Source organism: Aquimarina brevivitae (assembly GCF_004216895.1).
GTDB lineage: Bacteria > Bacteroidota > Bacteroidia > Flavobacteriales > Flavobacteriaceae > Aquimarina > Aquimarina brevivitae.
Map to the genome: position 1 here is coordinate 1,634,386 of NZ_SGXE01000001.1, position 15,531 is coordinate 1,649,916.

The 15,531-nt window shown below is 35.3% G+C and carries 14 protein-coding genes; 10 read left to right on the forward strand and 4 right to left on the reverse strand.

Annotated elements, in window-relative coordinates:
• Positions 1-337 precede the first annotated feature (337 nt).
• The 5 genes from EV197_RS07210 (at position 338) to EV197_RS07230 (ending at position 5,416) form a co-directional block, all read left to right on the forward strand.
• On the forward strand, positions 338-1,741 hold the full coding sequence (locus tag EV197_RS07210) for an arginine decarboxylase (protein WP_130286046.1): 1,404 nt from the start codon (positions 338-340) through the stop codon (positions 1,739-1,741).
• Positions 1,734-2,669, forward strand: coding sequence for an agmatinase (speB, locus tag EV197_RS07215; protein ID WP_130286047.1), 936 nt, complete (start codon positions 1,734-1,736; stop codon positions 2,667-2,669). Before EV197_RS07210 ends, speB begins: the two co-directional genes overlap by 8 nt.
• The gene (locus EV197_RS07220; RefSeq protein WP_130286048.1) at positions 2,662-3,633 is read left to right on the forward strand and encodes a deoxyhypusine synthase family protein; all 972 of its coding nucleotides are present in this window, start codon (positions 2,662-2,664) and stop codon (positions 3,631-3,633) included. The genes speB and EV197_RS07220 overlap by 8 nt, the downstream gene beginning before the upstream one ends.
• 19 nt (positions 3,634-3,652) lie before the next feature.
• On the forward strand, positions 3,653-3,949 hold the full coding sequence (locus EV197_RS07225) for a hypothetical protein (RefSeq protein ID WP_130286049.1): 297 nt from the start codon (positions 3,653-3,655) through the stop codon (positions 3,947-3,949).
• 162 nt (positions 3,950-4,111) lie between these two features.
• Complete coding sequence (locus EV197_RS07230) at positions 4,112-5,416, forward strand: acyloxyacyl hydrolase (protein ID WP_130286050.1); 1,305 nt, start codon at positions 4,112-4,114, stop codon at positions 5,414-5,416.
• Here EV197_RS07230 and meaB read toward each other — a convergent pair.
• The 3 genes from meaB to EV197_RS07245 are packed head-to-tail and all read right to left on the reverse strand — an operon-like array spanning position 5,411 to position 7,306.
• On the reverse strand, positions 5,411-6,484 hold the full coding sequence (meaB, locus tag EV197_RS07235) for a methylmalonyl Co-A mutase-associated GTPase MeaB (protein WP_242610696.1): 1,074 nt from the start codon (positions 6,482-6,484) through the stop codon (positions 5,411-5,413). The two genes, EV197_RS07230 and meaB, sit on opposite strands and share 6 nt — an antisense overlap.
• A 40-nt stretch (positions 6,485-6,524) precedes the next feature.
• Entirely contained in the window at positions 6,525-7,046 is a 522-nt protein-coding gene (locus EV197_RS07240) for a DUF2911 domain-containing protein (protein WP_130286052.1), read from the reverse strand.
• A 53-nt stretch (positions 7,047-7,099) separates the two neighbouring features.
• Positions 7,100-7,306: a hypothetical protein gene (locus EV197_RS07245; RefSeq protein ID WP_130286053.1), complete on the reverse strand. Its 207-nt coding sequence runs from the start codon at positions 7,304-7,306 to the stop codon at positions 7,100-7,102.
• A 359-nt stretch (positions 7,307-7,665) separates the two neighbouring features.
• On the opposite strand from EV197_RS07245, the gene EV197_RS07250 reads away from it, so the two are divergent.
• From EV197_RS07250 to EV197_RS07270, 5 genes are all read left to right on the forward strand, one after another.
• Positions 7,666-8,157: an RNA polymerase sigma factor gene (locus EV197_RS07250; RefSeq protein WP_130286207.1), complete on the forward strand. Its 492-nt coding sequence runs from the start codon at positions 7,666-7,668 to the stop codon at positions 8,155-8,157.
• A complete protein-coding gene (locus tag EV197_RS07255; protein ID WP_130286054.1) occupies positions 8,141-8,752 on the forward strand; it encodes a hypothetical protein in 612 nt (203 codons plus the stop codon). Before EV197_RS07250 ends, EV197_RS07255 begins: the two co-directional genes overlap by 17 nt.
• Positions 8,736-10,142 (forward strand): hypothetical protein, encoded by a 1,407-nt coding sequence (locus tag EV197_RS07260; RefSeq protein ID WP_130286055.1) that lies wholly within the window; start codon positions 8,736-8,738, stop codon positions 10,140-10,142. The genes EV197_RS07255 and EV197_RS07260 overlap by 17 nt, the downstream gene beginning before the upstream one ends.
• 407 nt (positions 10,143-10,549) lie before the next feature.
• Complete coding sequence (locus EV197_RS07265) at positions 10,550-11,179, forward strand: hypothetical protein (RefSeq protein ID WP_130286056.1); 630 nt, start codon at positions 10,550-10,552, stop codon at positions 11,177-11,179.
• Positions 11,180-11,363: 184 nt separating this feature from the next.
• On the forward strand, positions 11,364-12,044 hold the full coding sequence (locus EV197_RS07270; RefSeq protein WP_130286057.1) for a peptidoglycan DD-metalloendopeptidase family protein: 681 nt from the start codon (positions 11,364-11,366) through the stop codon (positions 12,042-12,044).
• A gap of 94 nt (positions 12,045-12,138) precedes the next feature.
• Here the strand turns inward: EV197_RS07270 and secA are convergent, their stop codons facing one another.
• Positions 12,139-15,495: a preprotein translocase subunit SecA gene (secA, locus tag EV197_RS07275; RefSeq protein WP_130286058.1), complete on the reverse strand. Its 3,357-nt coding sequence runs from the start codon at positions 15,493-15,495 to the stop codon at positions 12,139-12,141.
• Positions 15,496-15,531 lie beyond the last annotated feature (36 nt).

Here is a 15,531-nt window from a genome sequence, read left to right on the forward strand (position 1 = left end):
AATTAATTTTAAAGCTATTATATGCGTTTAAAAGCATTTATAATTTTTTTAGATAAATAACGAAATATTAATTTTTTTAATTACAATTGTACCAGCATATCGCTGCGTATAATGACAAGTGTTTTTGCTTTCGGTTTGTTGAAAGGATGGAAGTTACTTTCAAGAAATACTTATCGGATAAGTGCCCGAAATTTAGAGCTTTCTTCTAATTTATCAATACTTGCTAGCCAGCATGAATATCTATTCGTGCCAACGACTTGTAACCCTTTAAGAGTTTGATTTCGTTATTTGTTTTTGTAGACTTGTTCACCAATTAAATACTATTTAAAACATACTAATGAATATAAAGTACATCGATCTTATAGATCAAACCTATTATTTTCCACAAGAAGAATTTAAACTCAAGGGTGATAGCCAAACGCTCACCTTTCATGATATTGATTTAATGGAGCTGGTAGAACAGTACGGCGCCCCATTAAAGTTTACCTACCTACCTAAGATTTCTGAAAATATTCAAAAAGCTAAAGGCTGGTTTGCTAATGCCTTTAAAAAGCATAACTATAAAGGCAATTACCATTATTGCTATTGCACCAAAAGTTCTCATTTTGAACATATCCTCCAGGAGGCACTAAAAAATGATATCCATATCGAAACGTCATCTGCTTTTGATATCAATATCATTGAAAACCTTAAGGCAAAAGGCAAAATAAAAAATGACGCCTACGTAATCTGTAATGGTTTTAAAAGAGAGCAGTATATTAATAATATCGCAAGGCTTATCAATAACGGTCACGAAAACTGTATACCTATTATTGATAATTATGAGGAAATAGATCTGCTAAGCGAAGAGATCAATGATGATTTTAAAATAGGGATCCGTATTGCATCCGAAGAAGAGCCTAAGTTTGAATTTTATACCTCACGATTAGGAATTGGCTATCGAAATATTGTTCCTTTTTATAACGAACAAATCAAGGATAATGAAAAGGTAGAGCTTAAGATGCTTCACTTTTTTATCAATACTGGGATAAGAGATACCGCCTATTATTGGAACGAACTGTTAAAGTGTTTAAAAGTATATATACGATTGAAAAAAATCTGTCCTACCTTGGATAGCTTAAATATTGGTGGTGGTTTTCCTACCAAAAATTCATTAGCTTTTGAATACGATTATCAATATATGATTGATGAGATTATCAATCAGATCAATATTGCTTGTCAAGAAGCGGAAGTTCCTGTGCCTGATATTTTTACCGAATTCGGAAGTTTTACGGTTGGAGAAAGTGGAGGAGCGATTTATGAGGTTTTGTACCAAAAGCAACAAAATGATCGCGAAAAATGGAATATGATCAATTCTTCGTTCATCACCACTTTGCCAGATACCTGGGCTATAAACAAACGATTTATAATGTTAGCCATTAATAGGTGGAATGATGAATATGAACGCGTTTTATTAGGTGGTTTAACTTGTGATAGTGATGATTATTACAACAGTGAGCAACATATGAATGCGATTTATTTACCAAAATATAAAAAGGATAAACCGCTTTATATCGGCTTTTTTAATACAGGAGCCTATCAGGAAACTATTGGAGGCTACGGGGGGCTTCAACACTGTTTAATACCACAACCCAAACTTGTCTTGGTAGACAAAGATGAAAATGGTAACTTAACGACACGATTATACAGAGAGCAACAAAGGAGCGAAGAGCTACTACAAATTTTAGGATACAATGAGTAAGAATTACGCTGGCATCGAAGATACCTATGCCAAAATTGAAACTGCAAAAGTAGTTTTGATCCCTGTGCCTTATGACGGCACAAGTACTTGGCAAAAAGGTGCAGACAAAGGACCGGAAGCATTTTTGAATGCATCAGAGAACATGGAATTATACGATATCGAAACTGATACGGAAGTTTATAAGCAAGGGGTGTATTTAGCGGCACCTATTACTGAAAATTCTTCTCCAGAGGCTATGGTTCAAAAAGTACACGAGGAGACCAAGAAGTATATCAAGAAAAATAAATTTGTTACTTTATTTGGAGGAGAACACTCTATTTCCATTGGCTCCATTAGAGCTTTTAATGAGTGTTTTGATAATTTGTCTGTGCTGCATATCGATGCACACGCTGATTTAAGGCCAGAGTATGAAGGGACTAAATGCAATCATGCTTGTGCGGTCTATGAAGCCAGCCAGACCACCAATTTAATTCAGGTGGGGATCCGCAGTATGGATAGCATCGAAAAGAGTGTAATGAATGAGGAGAAAACTTATTTTGCACACGATATGGTGAATGACGAATATTGGATGGACAATGTAATTGACCAACTAACAGACAATGTTTTCATCACTTTTGACTTAGATGCATTTGATCCTTCCATTTTGCCTTCAACAGGCACACCAGAACCTGGAGGGTTGTTATGGTATGAAACACTTGAGTTTTTGAAAGAAGTTTTTAAAGAAAAAAATGTGGTAGGGTTTGATATCGTGGAGCTTTGCCCAAATGAAGTAAATAAATCTTCAGATTTTGTGGCTGCAAAATTGTATTATAAAATGCTTAGTTATAAATTTATAGATGAAGCAGTGGATGATGCATATGAAGGCGCACAAATAGAAGAGGTTACAACGAAACCAAAAAAAATAAATTTAAATCAGGATAATGAATAAAGGGGCTATCTCACAATTTATAGAAAAATATTATTTACACTTTAATGCAGCTGCCTTGGTAGATGCAGCAAAGGGATATGAAGATCAATTAAACGGTGGTGCTAAAATGCTAGTTTCGCTTGCCGGTGCTATGAGTACCGCTGAGCTGGGCAAAATTTTCGCAGAGATGATTCGCCAGGACAAGGTGCATATTATTTCTTGTACAGGGGCTAATTTAGAAGAGGATATTATGAATTTGGTTGCACACTCTCATTACAAGCGTGTGCCTAATTATAGAGATTTAACACCACAGCAAGAGTGGGATTTATTGGAAAAAGGATTGAACAGAGTTACTGATACCTGTATCCCTGAAGAAGAAGCGTTTAGAAGATTGCAGGAGCATATTTTTAAGATATGGAAGGATGCAGAAGCAAAAGGAGAACGCTATTTTCCACACGAGTTTATGTATAAAATGTTACTTTCGGGTGTTTTAGAAGAGCATTATGAGATTGATATCAAAGATTCCTGGATGTATGCTGCAGCAGAAAAGAATTTACCAATTGTGGTGCCCGGTTGGGAAGATAGTACTATGGGTAATATTTTTGCCTCTTATGTACTAAAAGGAGAGCTAAAGGCGAGTACTATGAAATCTGGGATAGAGTATATGACCTTTTTGGCGGATTGGTACACTGATAATTCTGAAAAAGGCATCGGTTTCTTTCAAATAGGGGGTGGAATCGCAGGTGATTTTCCTATATGTGTTGTACCAATGTTGTATCAGGATATGGAGCGGACAGACACACCGTTTTGGAGCTATTTTTGCCAAATCTCTGATTCGACCACCAGTTATGGATCATATTCCGGAGCAGTGCCAAACGAAAAAATTACTTGGGGTAAATTAGACATCGATACTCCTAAGTTTATCATAGAAAGTGATGCTACCATTGTAGCTCCATTGATATTTGCCTACTTATTAGATATGTAACTAACTAAACCTGTGACCTATGAGAAGAGTAATAGTTGATTATAAAAAATTGAATAAAGATATTCTCAATATGCTAGTGGAAAAATTTCCAGATGGCTATGAGGATAGAGATATAATTACCTTTAAAAATCAGTTTAATGAAACCATCGAAGCTGTAGAGGTAAGAACTGAAGACACCTGCTATTTGGTAAAAATTAGTAAACGTCTCGCTGATACTATGGAGAATTGGGACGACGATGATGATGATAACGATTCATCAGATATGGAAGTGTCTTCTCCTGAGCCATCCGAGGAAATGGATGAGGATGATGACTAGATAAAGTAACCTATAGTACATATTAAAAAAAGCTACGCATAATATGGGTAGCTTATTTTATATGCTTTTTAGTTATTAAAATAAATTTATTCATATTTGTTAAAATTTTCTAAAAAAAATATAAGTAAATAGCTTGTTTGATAATCTAAAGTAGTTTCAGCCTTGACACATTTCTTCAGTACTATCTTTAAAAACTATATACAACAGCAAGCCTCCTGTTTAATTATTTTCTTTGGAATGATGTCATTGCACGGGCAAACTGAGGAATCCGGTAAGTTTTCTAATTTTTTCTTTACACCTGAGATTTTGTTAGGTAAGACTATGGAAGCAAATACTGATTTTCCAAAAACTACGCTACAAAAAGGCTTGTTTTTGAACTTTGGAACACAAAAACGTGATAGCAATCTACATTGGGTAAGAGTATTAGGATTTCCAAAAACAGGTTTGTCCTTAGGCATAACGGAATTTGGTAATATCGAAAAAATTGGAATAGCATATAGCGTAATGCCTTTTGCGGAATTTGATTTGTTTAAGAAAAAAACAGATCGCTGGAGTTTACATCTGGGTTTTGGAGCCGGGTATATAGATACAAAATACGATCCGGAAATGAATCCGAATAATTTGGCAGTTACAACATCGATTAACTGGTCCTATAAGTCGTTTTTGTATTATCGCATATCGAAGGGAGAACTATACAACTGGCGATTAGGATTAGGATATGCTCATTTTTCTAATGGTCATACTCGACTGCCAAATCAAGGGTTAAATTCATTTCTTATTAGTGCTTCTTTGGTAATAGGTAAGGATTTTTATGCACAGCCGGTTCAGGATATAGATAAATTAGGTATCCGAAATAGAATAAAGGAATATTACTTTGAAACTCGTGGTGGAATCGGCCAAAATGTGTTATCCCGGGTATTTAATACCAAAAAAGAGGTGTTTTCCATGGCGTTATCTGGCGGTACAATAGTAAATAGAACATTTAAGTTTGGGGGTGGCGTTTACTATAGGTTTTATGAACACTACTATGATTATATCAAAGAAGGTGGACAACTCGTACAGGAACAGCGAACTAATTATAGGAATCATCCATACCGGTATGCTACAAATATTGGACTTTTTGGAAGTGCAGAACTCCTTTTAGGCCATGTGGGAGTCGAATTTAACCTAGGAGTTAACATCTACAAACCATTTTACAAATTTGATTGGCAGCTCAGTCAAGGTTTTTATCAAAATGGGACATATCTTAAATTGGGTGAATTAGATGATTATTATAAGCTAAAGAAAATAATATCCAGTCGAATGGGCTTACGATATTATTTACTAAATACCGCTAAGGCGTTACAACATAATTTCTTTTTGGGAGCCCATATTAATGCTAATCTTGGACAAGCTGATTTTTCGGAACTTAGTTTGGGTTATGTTTATCGTTTTACCACTAAAAGGAAATCAAAAACAAAATCATGAGTTGTCATTTAACTCCAATAAATATCGAGCCGCAGCAAATGGAGTTGTTTTGTGCTGTAATACATCTTCTATTTGCACAGGAAGTTCTTTTTTAACCTTAGGATGCTCAAAAAAACGTTTTTTTAATTGCTCTTCTATAGTTTGTAGCAGCCAGTACTTATTTTGATGCTGTCTATTGGCATAAAAATAGCCGTTTTGCTGAGTCATATCTATATACTTGGCAATGAGAGTCCAAACTTCGTCAATACCTTCTTTTTGTATTGCACTACAGGTAAGTACCTGTGGTTGCCATTTATTTTGATTGATGGGTAAGAGGTGTAAAGCTTTTTGAAATTGATTTTTAGCTTCCTTAGCGCGCAACTTGTTATCTCCGTCTGCTTTATTGATAACGATAGAATCTGCCATTTCTATAATTCCTCTCTTAATACCTTGCAGCTCATCACCAGCACCAGCCAGTTTAAGCAATAAAAAGAAATCCACCATACTATGCACCGCTGTTTCACTTTGACCGACACCAACCGTTTCAATAATGATAATATCAAAACCGGCAGCTTCGCATAAAACAACCGATTCTCGAGTTTTTTGAGCTACTCCACCTAGTGAGGTTCCTGCAGGGGAGGGTCTGATGTAAGCGTTTTTGGAACGTACCAACTGTTCCATTCGGGTTTTATCACCCAGGATACTACCTTTAGATATAGTACTACTAGGGTCAATGGCTAATACAGCAACTTTTTTACCCAAATTGATGAGAAGTTCACCAAGCGCTTCGATAAACGTACTTTTACCAACGCCAGGTACACCGGTTATACCAATCCTAACGGATTTATTAGCATAGGGTAAACATTTTTCGATGAGTTGTTGTGCTTTTTCGTTATGATTTTGTTGGTTGCTTTCTATTAAGGTAATAGCTTGGCTTAGGCTTGTAGTGTTCTTGGCTATAATACCGTCAAATAATGCTTTAATATCAACGGATTTTCGTTGTTTTTTTTTAAAAAGTTCTAACGCAGCCTTTTGCTTTTCAGAAGTTGCCTGATGGCTTGGATTGGTATTTTCGTTTTTTGGGTTCAAAATTATGATTTGTACAAAGGTATATTCTTTTTTGGAGAAATTAAATCATCTCTTTGGTGGTGATAGGAATAGCCAGGGAGGTTTTATGATAAGAAATTATAAGTAGGGTAAATCCATTTGCATTTTCAAAATAAATAGCAAACTGGTCTACTTCTTTAAGTAAAGGGATTTTAGGAACCTCTAGTGTTAAAACACTTTGATCTTCAGTTGAATCTTTCGCTGTATTAAAAATCTTTTTCCACCAGGGTAGCTTGGCGTTGAAAAGGACTTTGAAAGACTGTGTCTTGGGAACAAGAGTAAGGTGATAAGTGCCTAGCTTTAATGTACTGCCATCAATTAAGACTTGCTTGTTAATCTCAAAATCAATTTTAGGAAGTGGGTACGTGCCTTCTTTTGTAGACTGATGTAGTGAAGCTGCCTGGTTTTTGTGGTATGCTATTTTAATAGTTGTATTATTAAATTGATGCTCTACAAGAACTGATGGCTCTTTTTTAACAGTAAAAAATAAAAGCCCTAGTCCTACAACCAAAAGGAGTAAAAGAATTAATTTTCTTTTTGTCATAGGAGCTTTAATTTAAGACACATAAAACTATTGCATTTTACACTGCTACCAGATTAAAAGCAAATATTTAACTCTTTTTTGATTTCTAAGATACCAATGGCAAGTTTTATTTTTTCTTCATAGATAAGTTGTTGAATATCGTTATCTACCATCGACGTATGCATAAAATTATCCAGTTGCAGCAATTCACGTTCTTTCATCAGCATATAGTTCATTATGGAATCTACACGGGGTTGTTTTGATACAAAAGTAGTATTCATAAGATGTGCAATTTTGTGTTCTACATACTTATGTACGAAGAAAGCATCAGTAGGGTTTTCAGTTGATTCATTTTTTTAGCATAATTTTAAAAGCATAGGGGAGTTATCCATATCTTTTGGTATACTTTGTGCATTAAAAATCTTGGATTTTATGTAAAGGATGAACTAGAAATTAAAGAGTGGTATAAAATTTTACTTTTTTTACAAAGTCAGCAATGATTTTTGCAACACTTATAGTTCCAGTTCGTTTATAGTAGTAAGAATAAAAACCAAAGGTTAATTCACTAATCAAAATTTAGAAAAGTTTGTTACAGAGCGAGCTTATAGAAAAATGTAGAGCTAACGATCGTAAAGCGCAGATGAAACTGTATAATAAATACTGTGATGGTATGTATTATGTAGCCCTACGTTTTTTAAAAGATCCGTTTGAAGCAGAAGAAGCCATGCAAGAATCTTTTATAAAGGCTTTTGCAAAGCTCCACCAATTTACAGGGGATGTAACCTTTGGGGCTTGGTTAAAAAGAATCGTTATTAATAAGAGCATTGATATGCTCAAAGCAAAAAAGCTGAATATGGTAGCAATCAATGAGCAGGTGATGGGGACAGTAGAGGAACAAAATGATTGGTCCGTAGAAGATTCAGTAACTGTAGATGAAATAAAGAAGGCAATTGAGTCCTTGCCCGAAAAATATAGATACGCAGTCATGTTATTTCTAATAGAGGGCTACGATCATAAAGAAATTAGTGAAATATTAGATATTACTCCAGTAGCTTCAAGGACGCTGGTTCATAGAGGTAAAAAACAACTTCAGGAGAAGCTAAAACATTTGAAAGATGGCACAGGATATTAGAGAACTTTTAAGGCAGGATAATAAGATCCCAACCGGAACGATTAGAAAAGGGCATAAAGATCGATTTTTAGCAAAGCTAGATCAGGAATTACCTGTAAAGAAGAGTACCCCTTCATTTTATTGGCTGAAAATAGCTGCGAGTATTACAGTTTTATTTTCGATATCTGTTTTGACATTTAATCAGTTGAATACTGGGGCTAATGCTAATAATCCCTTAGTTGATGCTGAGCAAGTAGAGTCAAAAAATGCAACCGTAGTTTTGCCTAAGCAAAACTCTGCCTTAGCAAAGATGAATCCTGATTTTGAGAAAATTGAAAATACATTCTTAACCGCGATGAAGGTTCAACTCACAGAAATTAATATAACTGATGAAAACCGCGAGATGGTAGATAGTTATATGAAAAGACTTAAAAATTTGGACGAAGAATATCAACGGTTAAGTAAAGAGCTGATTGAAGTAGGGCCAAATACACAAAATGTAGACGCAATGATAGAAAATTTAACGATGCGACTCAATTTATTAAAACGACTTAATGAGCAGCTCAAAGCGCTAGAAAAGATTGAAAATGAAGATTATTATGAAATACAGGCTTAACGTTTTTATACTGCTATCTTTTTCTGGTTGGTTAGCGTCAGCTCAGGATATACAGCAAAAGCTAAAAGAATCTTTTGCTGTAGATAAAGAGGTGGTTATTGCCATTAATGCCAGTCATACCAATATAGTGTTTGAAACCTGGAATAAAAATACGGTGGAAGTTTCAGCCTATATTCAAGGTAATGATTTAGGTGGTGATTACACCGATGCTTTATTAAAAAGCTGGCAGGTGGATGCTACAGGGAGTGCCAACGCGGTAACCGTAAATGCTTCAGCAGGTAGTTTTTGGTTTAAGAAAATAGAACCACAACAAGTATACGTACAGCAAGGATCAAATGAGCTTAGAGCATTAAATCCGGTTATTTCAGATATGTTAGAACCTATTTTAGAAAATCTTTCGGATAACCCAATGCCAAGTACACTCGAAGAAAATTTAGCAGCTCTCAATTCAGAGTATCAAAAATTCAAAAAGGACGAAAATAAATACATTCAACAGTGGGAGACTCAAATAAAAGATAAATTCGGAGACGACTATAGTAAGGAATCCAAAAGCTGGACTCAGCGCTTCACTTCAAATACGGATCAATCTAAAATGGAGGTAAGCATTACTATGTCTACTGATCAATTGCAAAATAATGATCAGGGATGGCGAGATGAATTTAACCGTAGAATGCAACAGTGGGCAGAGCAGCTGGCTACGGAATTTTCGGCAAATCCTGTAAATCAAAATGCAGCTACTTATCAATTTTATGTATACAAATCTGGCGACAACACACAAAGCCCTAAAGGAATTGATAAGGTGATTAAAATTAAAATGCCTTATAACGCCAATGTGCGATTAAATGTTCGTCACGGAGATATTAATTTACCGCCTAAAATTCTGGATCTTAAGGCTTCGCTATCTCACGTTAAATTAAATGCTAATGAAATAGATGGGGATCAAACCTATATCAAAGCTTCCTACTCTCCAGTAACCGTAACGGAATGGAAAAATGGTAGATTGGTTATGAATTATGTAAAGAATTGTCGAATTCAAAAAGCGACAAATTTGAATTTAAATTCGGATTCAAGCAATATTTTTATTCAGCAATTGACGGGTAAAGGAGTAATATCCGGAAGTTTTGGAGCCGTAACCATTGCTAATGTGTCAGAATCATTTTCTACGCTGGATTTAGTGATGCAAAACAGTGATTTTAAGCTTAAGCTACCTGAAGGTGCATTCAATTTGATGTATACCGGCTCTCAGAGTAGAGTAGCAATACCTAAAACCTTAGAAGCTAACGCGCGACGTAATTTCGGCAACGTTTTTATAAATGGATACCAGACAAGTAGAGATACAGAAAAAGTGATAACGATTAATGCAAAATACAGCAGTGTAATATTGCAATAAATAAATAGTAGTGTTAATTGTAGAAAAGCTCTATAAATTCAATGATATGATTTATAGGGCTTTTTTAATTCATTATATTTTGCACCAAAAGTTGTCATATTATCAGGGATTTTAAGGCAGCTTTAAAAAAATAGAGATGACAGAATCTAGTGAAATTGTGTATTTCATCTACTATATATGTAACACATCTGCTTTTCATTTCTTTTTTTAGGTACAAATATTTGATTTTCAGGTAATTACAATTTAGTATGTGCTAAATGTTAAAGTTTTGTGTCATTGATCGATACAGATTTCCGTTTGGTCTAAAAGTTCTCCTTTTATTTTAATTATCAGCATTTTAGTAATATAATTGTATGGTAAACCCGTAAGAAAATTACCAGATTAAACAATATTTACCCAAAATAGATATGAGAACTTTAGCCTACATAATTATACTTTTCTTTTGTTTTAACGCACACGCTAATTATGTGAATGATACTCTTAAGGTAGAAAAAGAGGGATTCATTGTTAGTGTAGTTGATTTCCAAGAAGGTGATAAGATAAAGCTTTTTGAAGCCGAGACTATGGTGCATATTCTATCTAAGACAAGAGGTCAAGTAGATTTATCAATGTTACCAATTGGGAAATACTTATTAGAAAACAATGAGGGTAGATCTGTAATTATCGAAAAAAGCGAAAACGATTTAGTCGTTGAGCAGGGAATGTTAACGGATGAGTATGTAGTGGCTAATGATAGCGAATATGTTAAAGATGGGGATTATGATACAGCTGAAGAATTAGAGACATATTATACGGATAATGAAGCAGACTTGTTAAATATTACAAGAGAAGGGGATAAGATTACTGTTGTAGATTTTGAAGCTGGTGATGAAATTAAACTATTTGAAGTAAAAAATACAGTTCACGTTTTAACGAAAAGCATAAGACACGTTGATTTAACACAGTTACCTGATGGTGTATATGTATTAAAGAATAACAGGGGTCAATCAGTTGTTGTTGAGAAATTCTCTGAAGACAACCCGATTGCTGATATGTAGAAGTATTCGACTTCATTTTCACATAAAAAACCTATCCGTTCTGGATAGGTTTTTTGATTTTATTAGAGAGGTATAGTATCTTTTAAAATCTTTCGATGTTTCTCCACTTGCCTACGAATATTGTTTACTATTTTTGAAGCGTTTTACGATCGTAATTTTTATCAGGTATTATCTCTTTTATATTATGAATGCTGAATTAATAAATGCCTTATCCAATAGTTTTACCAATATACTTCCTTCTTACTACCAATCCTCAGATTACCTACCCATAAATTTGTCAAACACTAACACGGAGCTACAAGGTGTTGATGTTGCTTCCTCTAGTGCTATGGAACGGTATATAGAGGGCTATTTAAAAAGGAATAAAGCAAAAGTGGCCTATGGAGGTTACCTCGAAAAAAGAGCTATTTATCAAAGAAGTGAACACTTTAATCAAAACGATCCTGATACTGAGCGTAACATCCACTTGGGGTTAGATTTATGGTGTCCTGCTGGTACTCCTATCATCGCTCCTTTATCAGGAACAGTTCATAGCTTTAAAAACAATGATAACTACGGAGATTATGGTCCGACTATTATAGTAGAGCATACGGTAGGAGATATAAAATTATATACTTTATACGGACATTTAAGCTTAGCATCTATACAAGGCTTAGAAAAACAAAAAAACGTCGTTAAAGGTCAGCAAATAGCCGAATTAGGGGACGCTTCTGTCAATGGAGACTACGCACCACATTTACATTTTCAAATCATACTGGATATGCAAGGGAATGAAGGAGATTATCCGGGTGTCTGTTCTAAACGAGACCTATCTTTTTATCAAAAAAATTGTCCGGATCCTAATCTAATTTTAAATTTAGGTTAGACAAGCTAAGGATGTGAAATTGTAAATAGATTCAAAAACAAAAAAAGCTCTTGATGTTTTCACCAAGAGCTTTTTTTAAACCTAAAGCAATCTTTTATTCATCCACAAGCACCCATTCTCCCTTGTCCAATAAAGGAATAGCTTGTTTATATTTCAAGGTTTTATTTTCTCCACTCATTACGTGCTTGATGGTAACCTTATCGTTTCTACCGATTTTAGGCTGTTCTCTTACAATCGTTTCAGTGACTTGCGGTCTTTGTTGTGTTTGTCCTGCAGCTCGATTCATAGCTGCTCTTTCATCCATATTTGGAATTTCCTCTTTGGTGGTTTCAAGATTTTCTTTTCGTCGTACTTGTCGCGCTTCAGAAATATCTTGTGTGTTACCTGTCGGTAACTCTCCTTTAAATAAGAATGAAATTACGTCTTTGTTAACCTCTTCGATCATCGCTTTGAATAATTCAAAGGCTTCAAACTTGTAAATAAGTAATGGGTCTTTTTGTTCGTGAACTGCTAGCTGCACACTTTGCTTAAGTTCATCCATTTTTCGAAGATGCGTCTTCCAGGCATCATCTATAATGGCTAAAGTGATATTTTTTTCAAAATCAGTAATCAGCTGTTTACCTTCTGTTTCATATGCTTTTTCAAGATTGGTAGCTACATTTAAACTTTTTACACCATCTGTAAATGGAACTAAAATGCGTTCGTAATTACTACTTGGATCTTCAAAAACTTTTTTGATAACAGGATAAGCGATCTCAGCATTGCGCTTCATTTTATCTTGATAATGCTGATATGCGGCTTTATAAACTGCTCCAGTTATTTTCTGAGTATCCATTTTTTCGAACTCAGTTTCTGAAACTGGACTGCTCATAGAGAAATAACGGATTAACTCAAACTCAAAATTTTTAAAGTCCTGAGCTATTTTATTACCCTCGGTGATTACTTCTGCGGTATCAAATATCATATTTGCAATATCAACACGTAAGCGCTCACCAAATAACGCGTGGTATCTTCTTTTGTAAACCACCTCTCGCTGAGCATTCATTACGTCATCGTATTCTAATAGACGTTTTCTTACACCAAAGTTGTTCTCTTCTACTTTTTTCTGTGCGCGTTCAATGGATTTAGTAATCATAGAATGCTGAATAACCTCGCCTTCCTTGAGTCCCATTTTGTCCATCATTTTAGCAATTCGCTCCGATCCAAATAATCGCATTAAATTATCTTCTAAGGATACATAGAACTGAGAGCTACCAGGATCTCCCTGACGACCAGAACGACCGCGAAGCTGTCTATCTACACGTCTGGAGTCGTGGCGTTCTGTACCGATTATCGCTAAACCGCCAGCTTCTTTTACCTCATCACTTAGCTTAATATCTGTACCTCGACCGGCCATATTGGTAGCAATGGTTACCATACCTTTTTTTCCGGCTTCTGCTACAATGTCTGCTTCTTTTTTGTGGAGTTTCGCATTTAATACATTGTGTTGTATTTTTCGCATACTCAACATTCGCCCTAATAATTCAGAGATTTCAACTGAGGTAGTACCAATCAGTACAGGTCTACCTGCATTAGATAATTCTACCACCTCTTCGATAACAGCATTGTATTTTTCGCGCTTTGTTTTATAGACGAGGTCTTCCTTATCTTTTCTCGCAATAGGTCTGTTAGTCGGAATTTCTACAACATCTAATTTATAAATTTCCCAAAGCTCTCCCGCCTCTGTAACTGCTGTACCTGTCATACCCGACAGTTTTTTGTACATTCTGAAATAATTTTGCAGTGTTACCGTAGCAAATGTTTGGGTAGCATCTTCAATCTTTACATTTTCCTTTGCTTCTATAGCCTGGTGAAGACCATCACTATACCTACGGCCATCCATAATACGACCGGTTTGCTCATCAACAATTTTTACTTTGTTATCCATTACTACATATTCAACATCTTTTTCGAATAGTGAATATGCTTTTAACAATTGTCTTAGGGTATGTATACGTTCACTCTTAACGCTATAATCTCTAAAAAGTTCTTCCTTCTTTTCTGCTTCTTCTTCTTTAGATAACCCTAAACTTTCTATTTTGGCGATTTCCATACCGATTTCGGGGAGTACAAAGAACTCTGGATCTTCTTTACCAGAAATGTAATCTACACCTTTGTCGGTTAAATCTATCTGATTATTCTTTTCTTCGATAACATAGTAAAGATCAGCATCCACTTTGTGCATTTCTCTATTGTTATCCTGCATATAAAAGTTTTCTGTTTTTTGAAGCATTTGTTTTACTCCTTCTTCACTCAAAAACTTGATTAATGCTTTGTTTTTAGGCATTCCTCTATAAACCTGTAATAGTTTAAAACTACCATCTTTGGTATTGCCTTCATTAATTAGTTTTTTGGCTTCAGCTAAAACAGTGGTAAGGTATTTTTGCTGTACACTAACAATATCAGCAATTTTTGGTTTTAATTCATCAAACTCGTGGACATCTCCTTTAGGTACCGGACCTGATATAATTAATGGCGTTCGGGCATCATCAATAAGTACGGAATCCACCTCATCAATAATTGCATAGTTATGTGGTTTCTGTACAAGATCATCAGGGGCGTGAGACATATTATCTCTTAAGTAATCAAAACCAAATTCATTATTAGTTCCGTAAGTAATATCTGCATTATAAGCAGCTCTACGCTCTGCTGAATTAGGTCTGTGATTATCGATACAGTCAACAGAAAGCCCGTGGAATTGAAATATCGGAGCCATCCATTCACTATCTCGTCTTGCCAGGTAGTCGTTAACCGTTACCAAATGTACTCCATTACCCGATAATGCATTAAGGTATACAGGTAGCGTTGCCACCAAGGTTTTACCTTCACCTGTTTGCATTTCGGCAACTTTTCCTTCGTGTAATGCGATACCACCGATTAACTGTACATCATAGTGAACCATATCCCAGGTAACTTCTTTCCCGGCAGCATCCCAGCTTGTTTGCCATATGGCTTTTTCGCCTTCCAGGGAAACATAATCTTTGGCTCCGGACAATTCTCTGTCATAGGTAGACGCAGCAACTTCGATTTGATCATTATTCGCAAATCGTTTTGCGGTTTCCTTAACAACAGCAAAAGCTTCTGGTAATATTTCGTTAAGTACCTTTTCGGAGGCCTCGTAAGCATCGTTTTTTAATTTATCGATCTCGGCATAGATATCTTCCTTTTCATCGATATTATCCGTAGTATTGGCTTGATCTTGTAGGTCTTCTATCTTTTTCAAAGACTCCGCACGTGCTTCATTGATTTTAGCTTTGAATTCAGCGGTCTTAGCGCGTAATTCATCATGCGATAATCCTTGTAGGGTTTCTTCAGCTTTTTTGATGAGCTCAACCCTGGGTTGTATTTCTTTAATGTCTTTTTTGGATTTGTCTCCGACAAATACTTTTAATACAGAATCTAAAATTCCCATAAGTAATGGTTATATTTTTTAGCTTGTTATTTGATG

Excerpts from the sequence above, each read along its gene's own strand:
- EV197_RS07210 (WP_130286046.1), top strand. The coding sequence starts at position 338 with ATGAATATAAAGTACATCGATCTTATAGATCAAACCTATTATTTTCCA.
- speB (WP_130286047.1), top strand. The coding sequence starts at position 1,734 with ATGAGTAAGAATTACGCTGGCATCGAAGATACCTATGCCAAAATTGAA.
- EV197_RS07220 (WP_130286048.1), top strand. The coding sequence starts at position 2,662 with ATGAATAAAGGGGCTATCTCACAATTTATAGAAAAATATTATTTACAC.
- EV197_RS07225 (WP_130286049.1), top strand. The coding sequence starts at position 3,653 with ATGAGAAGAGTAATAGTTGATTATAAAAAATTGAATAAAGATATTCTC.
- EV197_RS07240 (WP_130286052.1), bottom strand. The coding sequence starts at position 7,046 with ATGACAAAAAGAAAATTAATTCTTTTACTCCTTTTGGTTGTAGGACTA.
- EV197_RS07245 (WP_130286053.1), bottom strand. The coding sequence starts at position 7,306 with ATGAATACTACTTTTGTATCAAAACAACCCCGTGTAGATTCCATAATG.
- EV197_RS07250 (WP_130286207.1), top strand. The coding sequence starts at position 7,666 with ATGAAACTGTATAATAAATACTGTGATGGTATGTATTATGTAGCCCTA.
- EV197_RS07255 (WP_130286054.1), top strand. The coding sequence starts at position 8,141 with ATGGCACAGGATATTAGAGAACTTTTAAGGCAGGATAATAAGATCCCA.
- EV197_RS07260 (WP_130286055.1), top strand. The coding sequence starts at position 8,736 with ATGAAATACAGGCTTAACGTTTTTATACTGCTATCTTTTTCTGGTTGG.
- EV197_RS07265 (WP_130286056.1), top strand. The coding sequence starts at position 10,550 with ATGAGAACTTTAGCCTACATAATTATACTTTTCTTTTGTTTTAACGCA.
- EV197_RS07270 (WP_130286057.1), top strand. The coding sequence starts at position 11,364 with ATGAATGCTGAATTAATAAATGCCTTATCCAATAGTTTTACCAATATA.
- secA (WP_130286058.1), bottom strand. The coding sequence starts at position 15,495 with ATGGGAATTTTAGATTCTGTATTAAAAGTATTTGTCGGAGACAAATCC.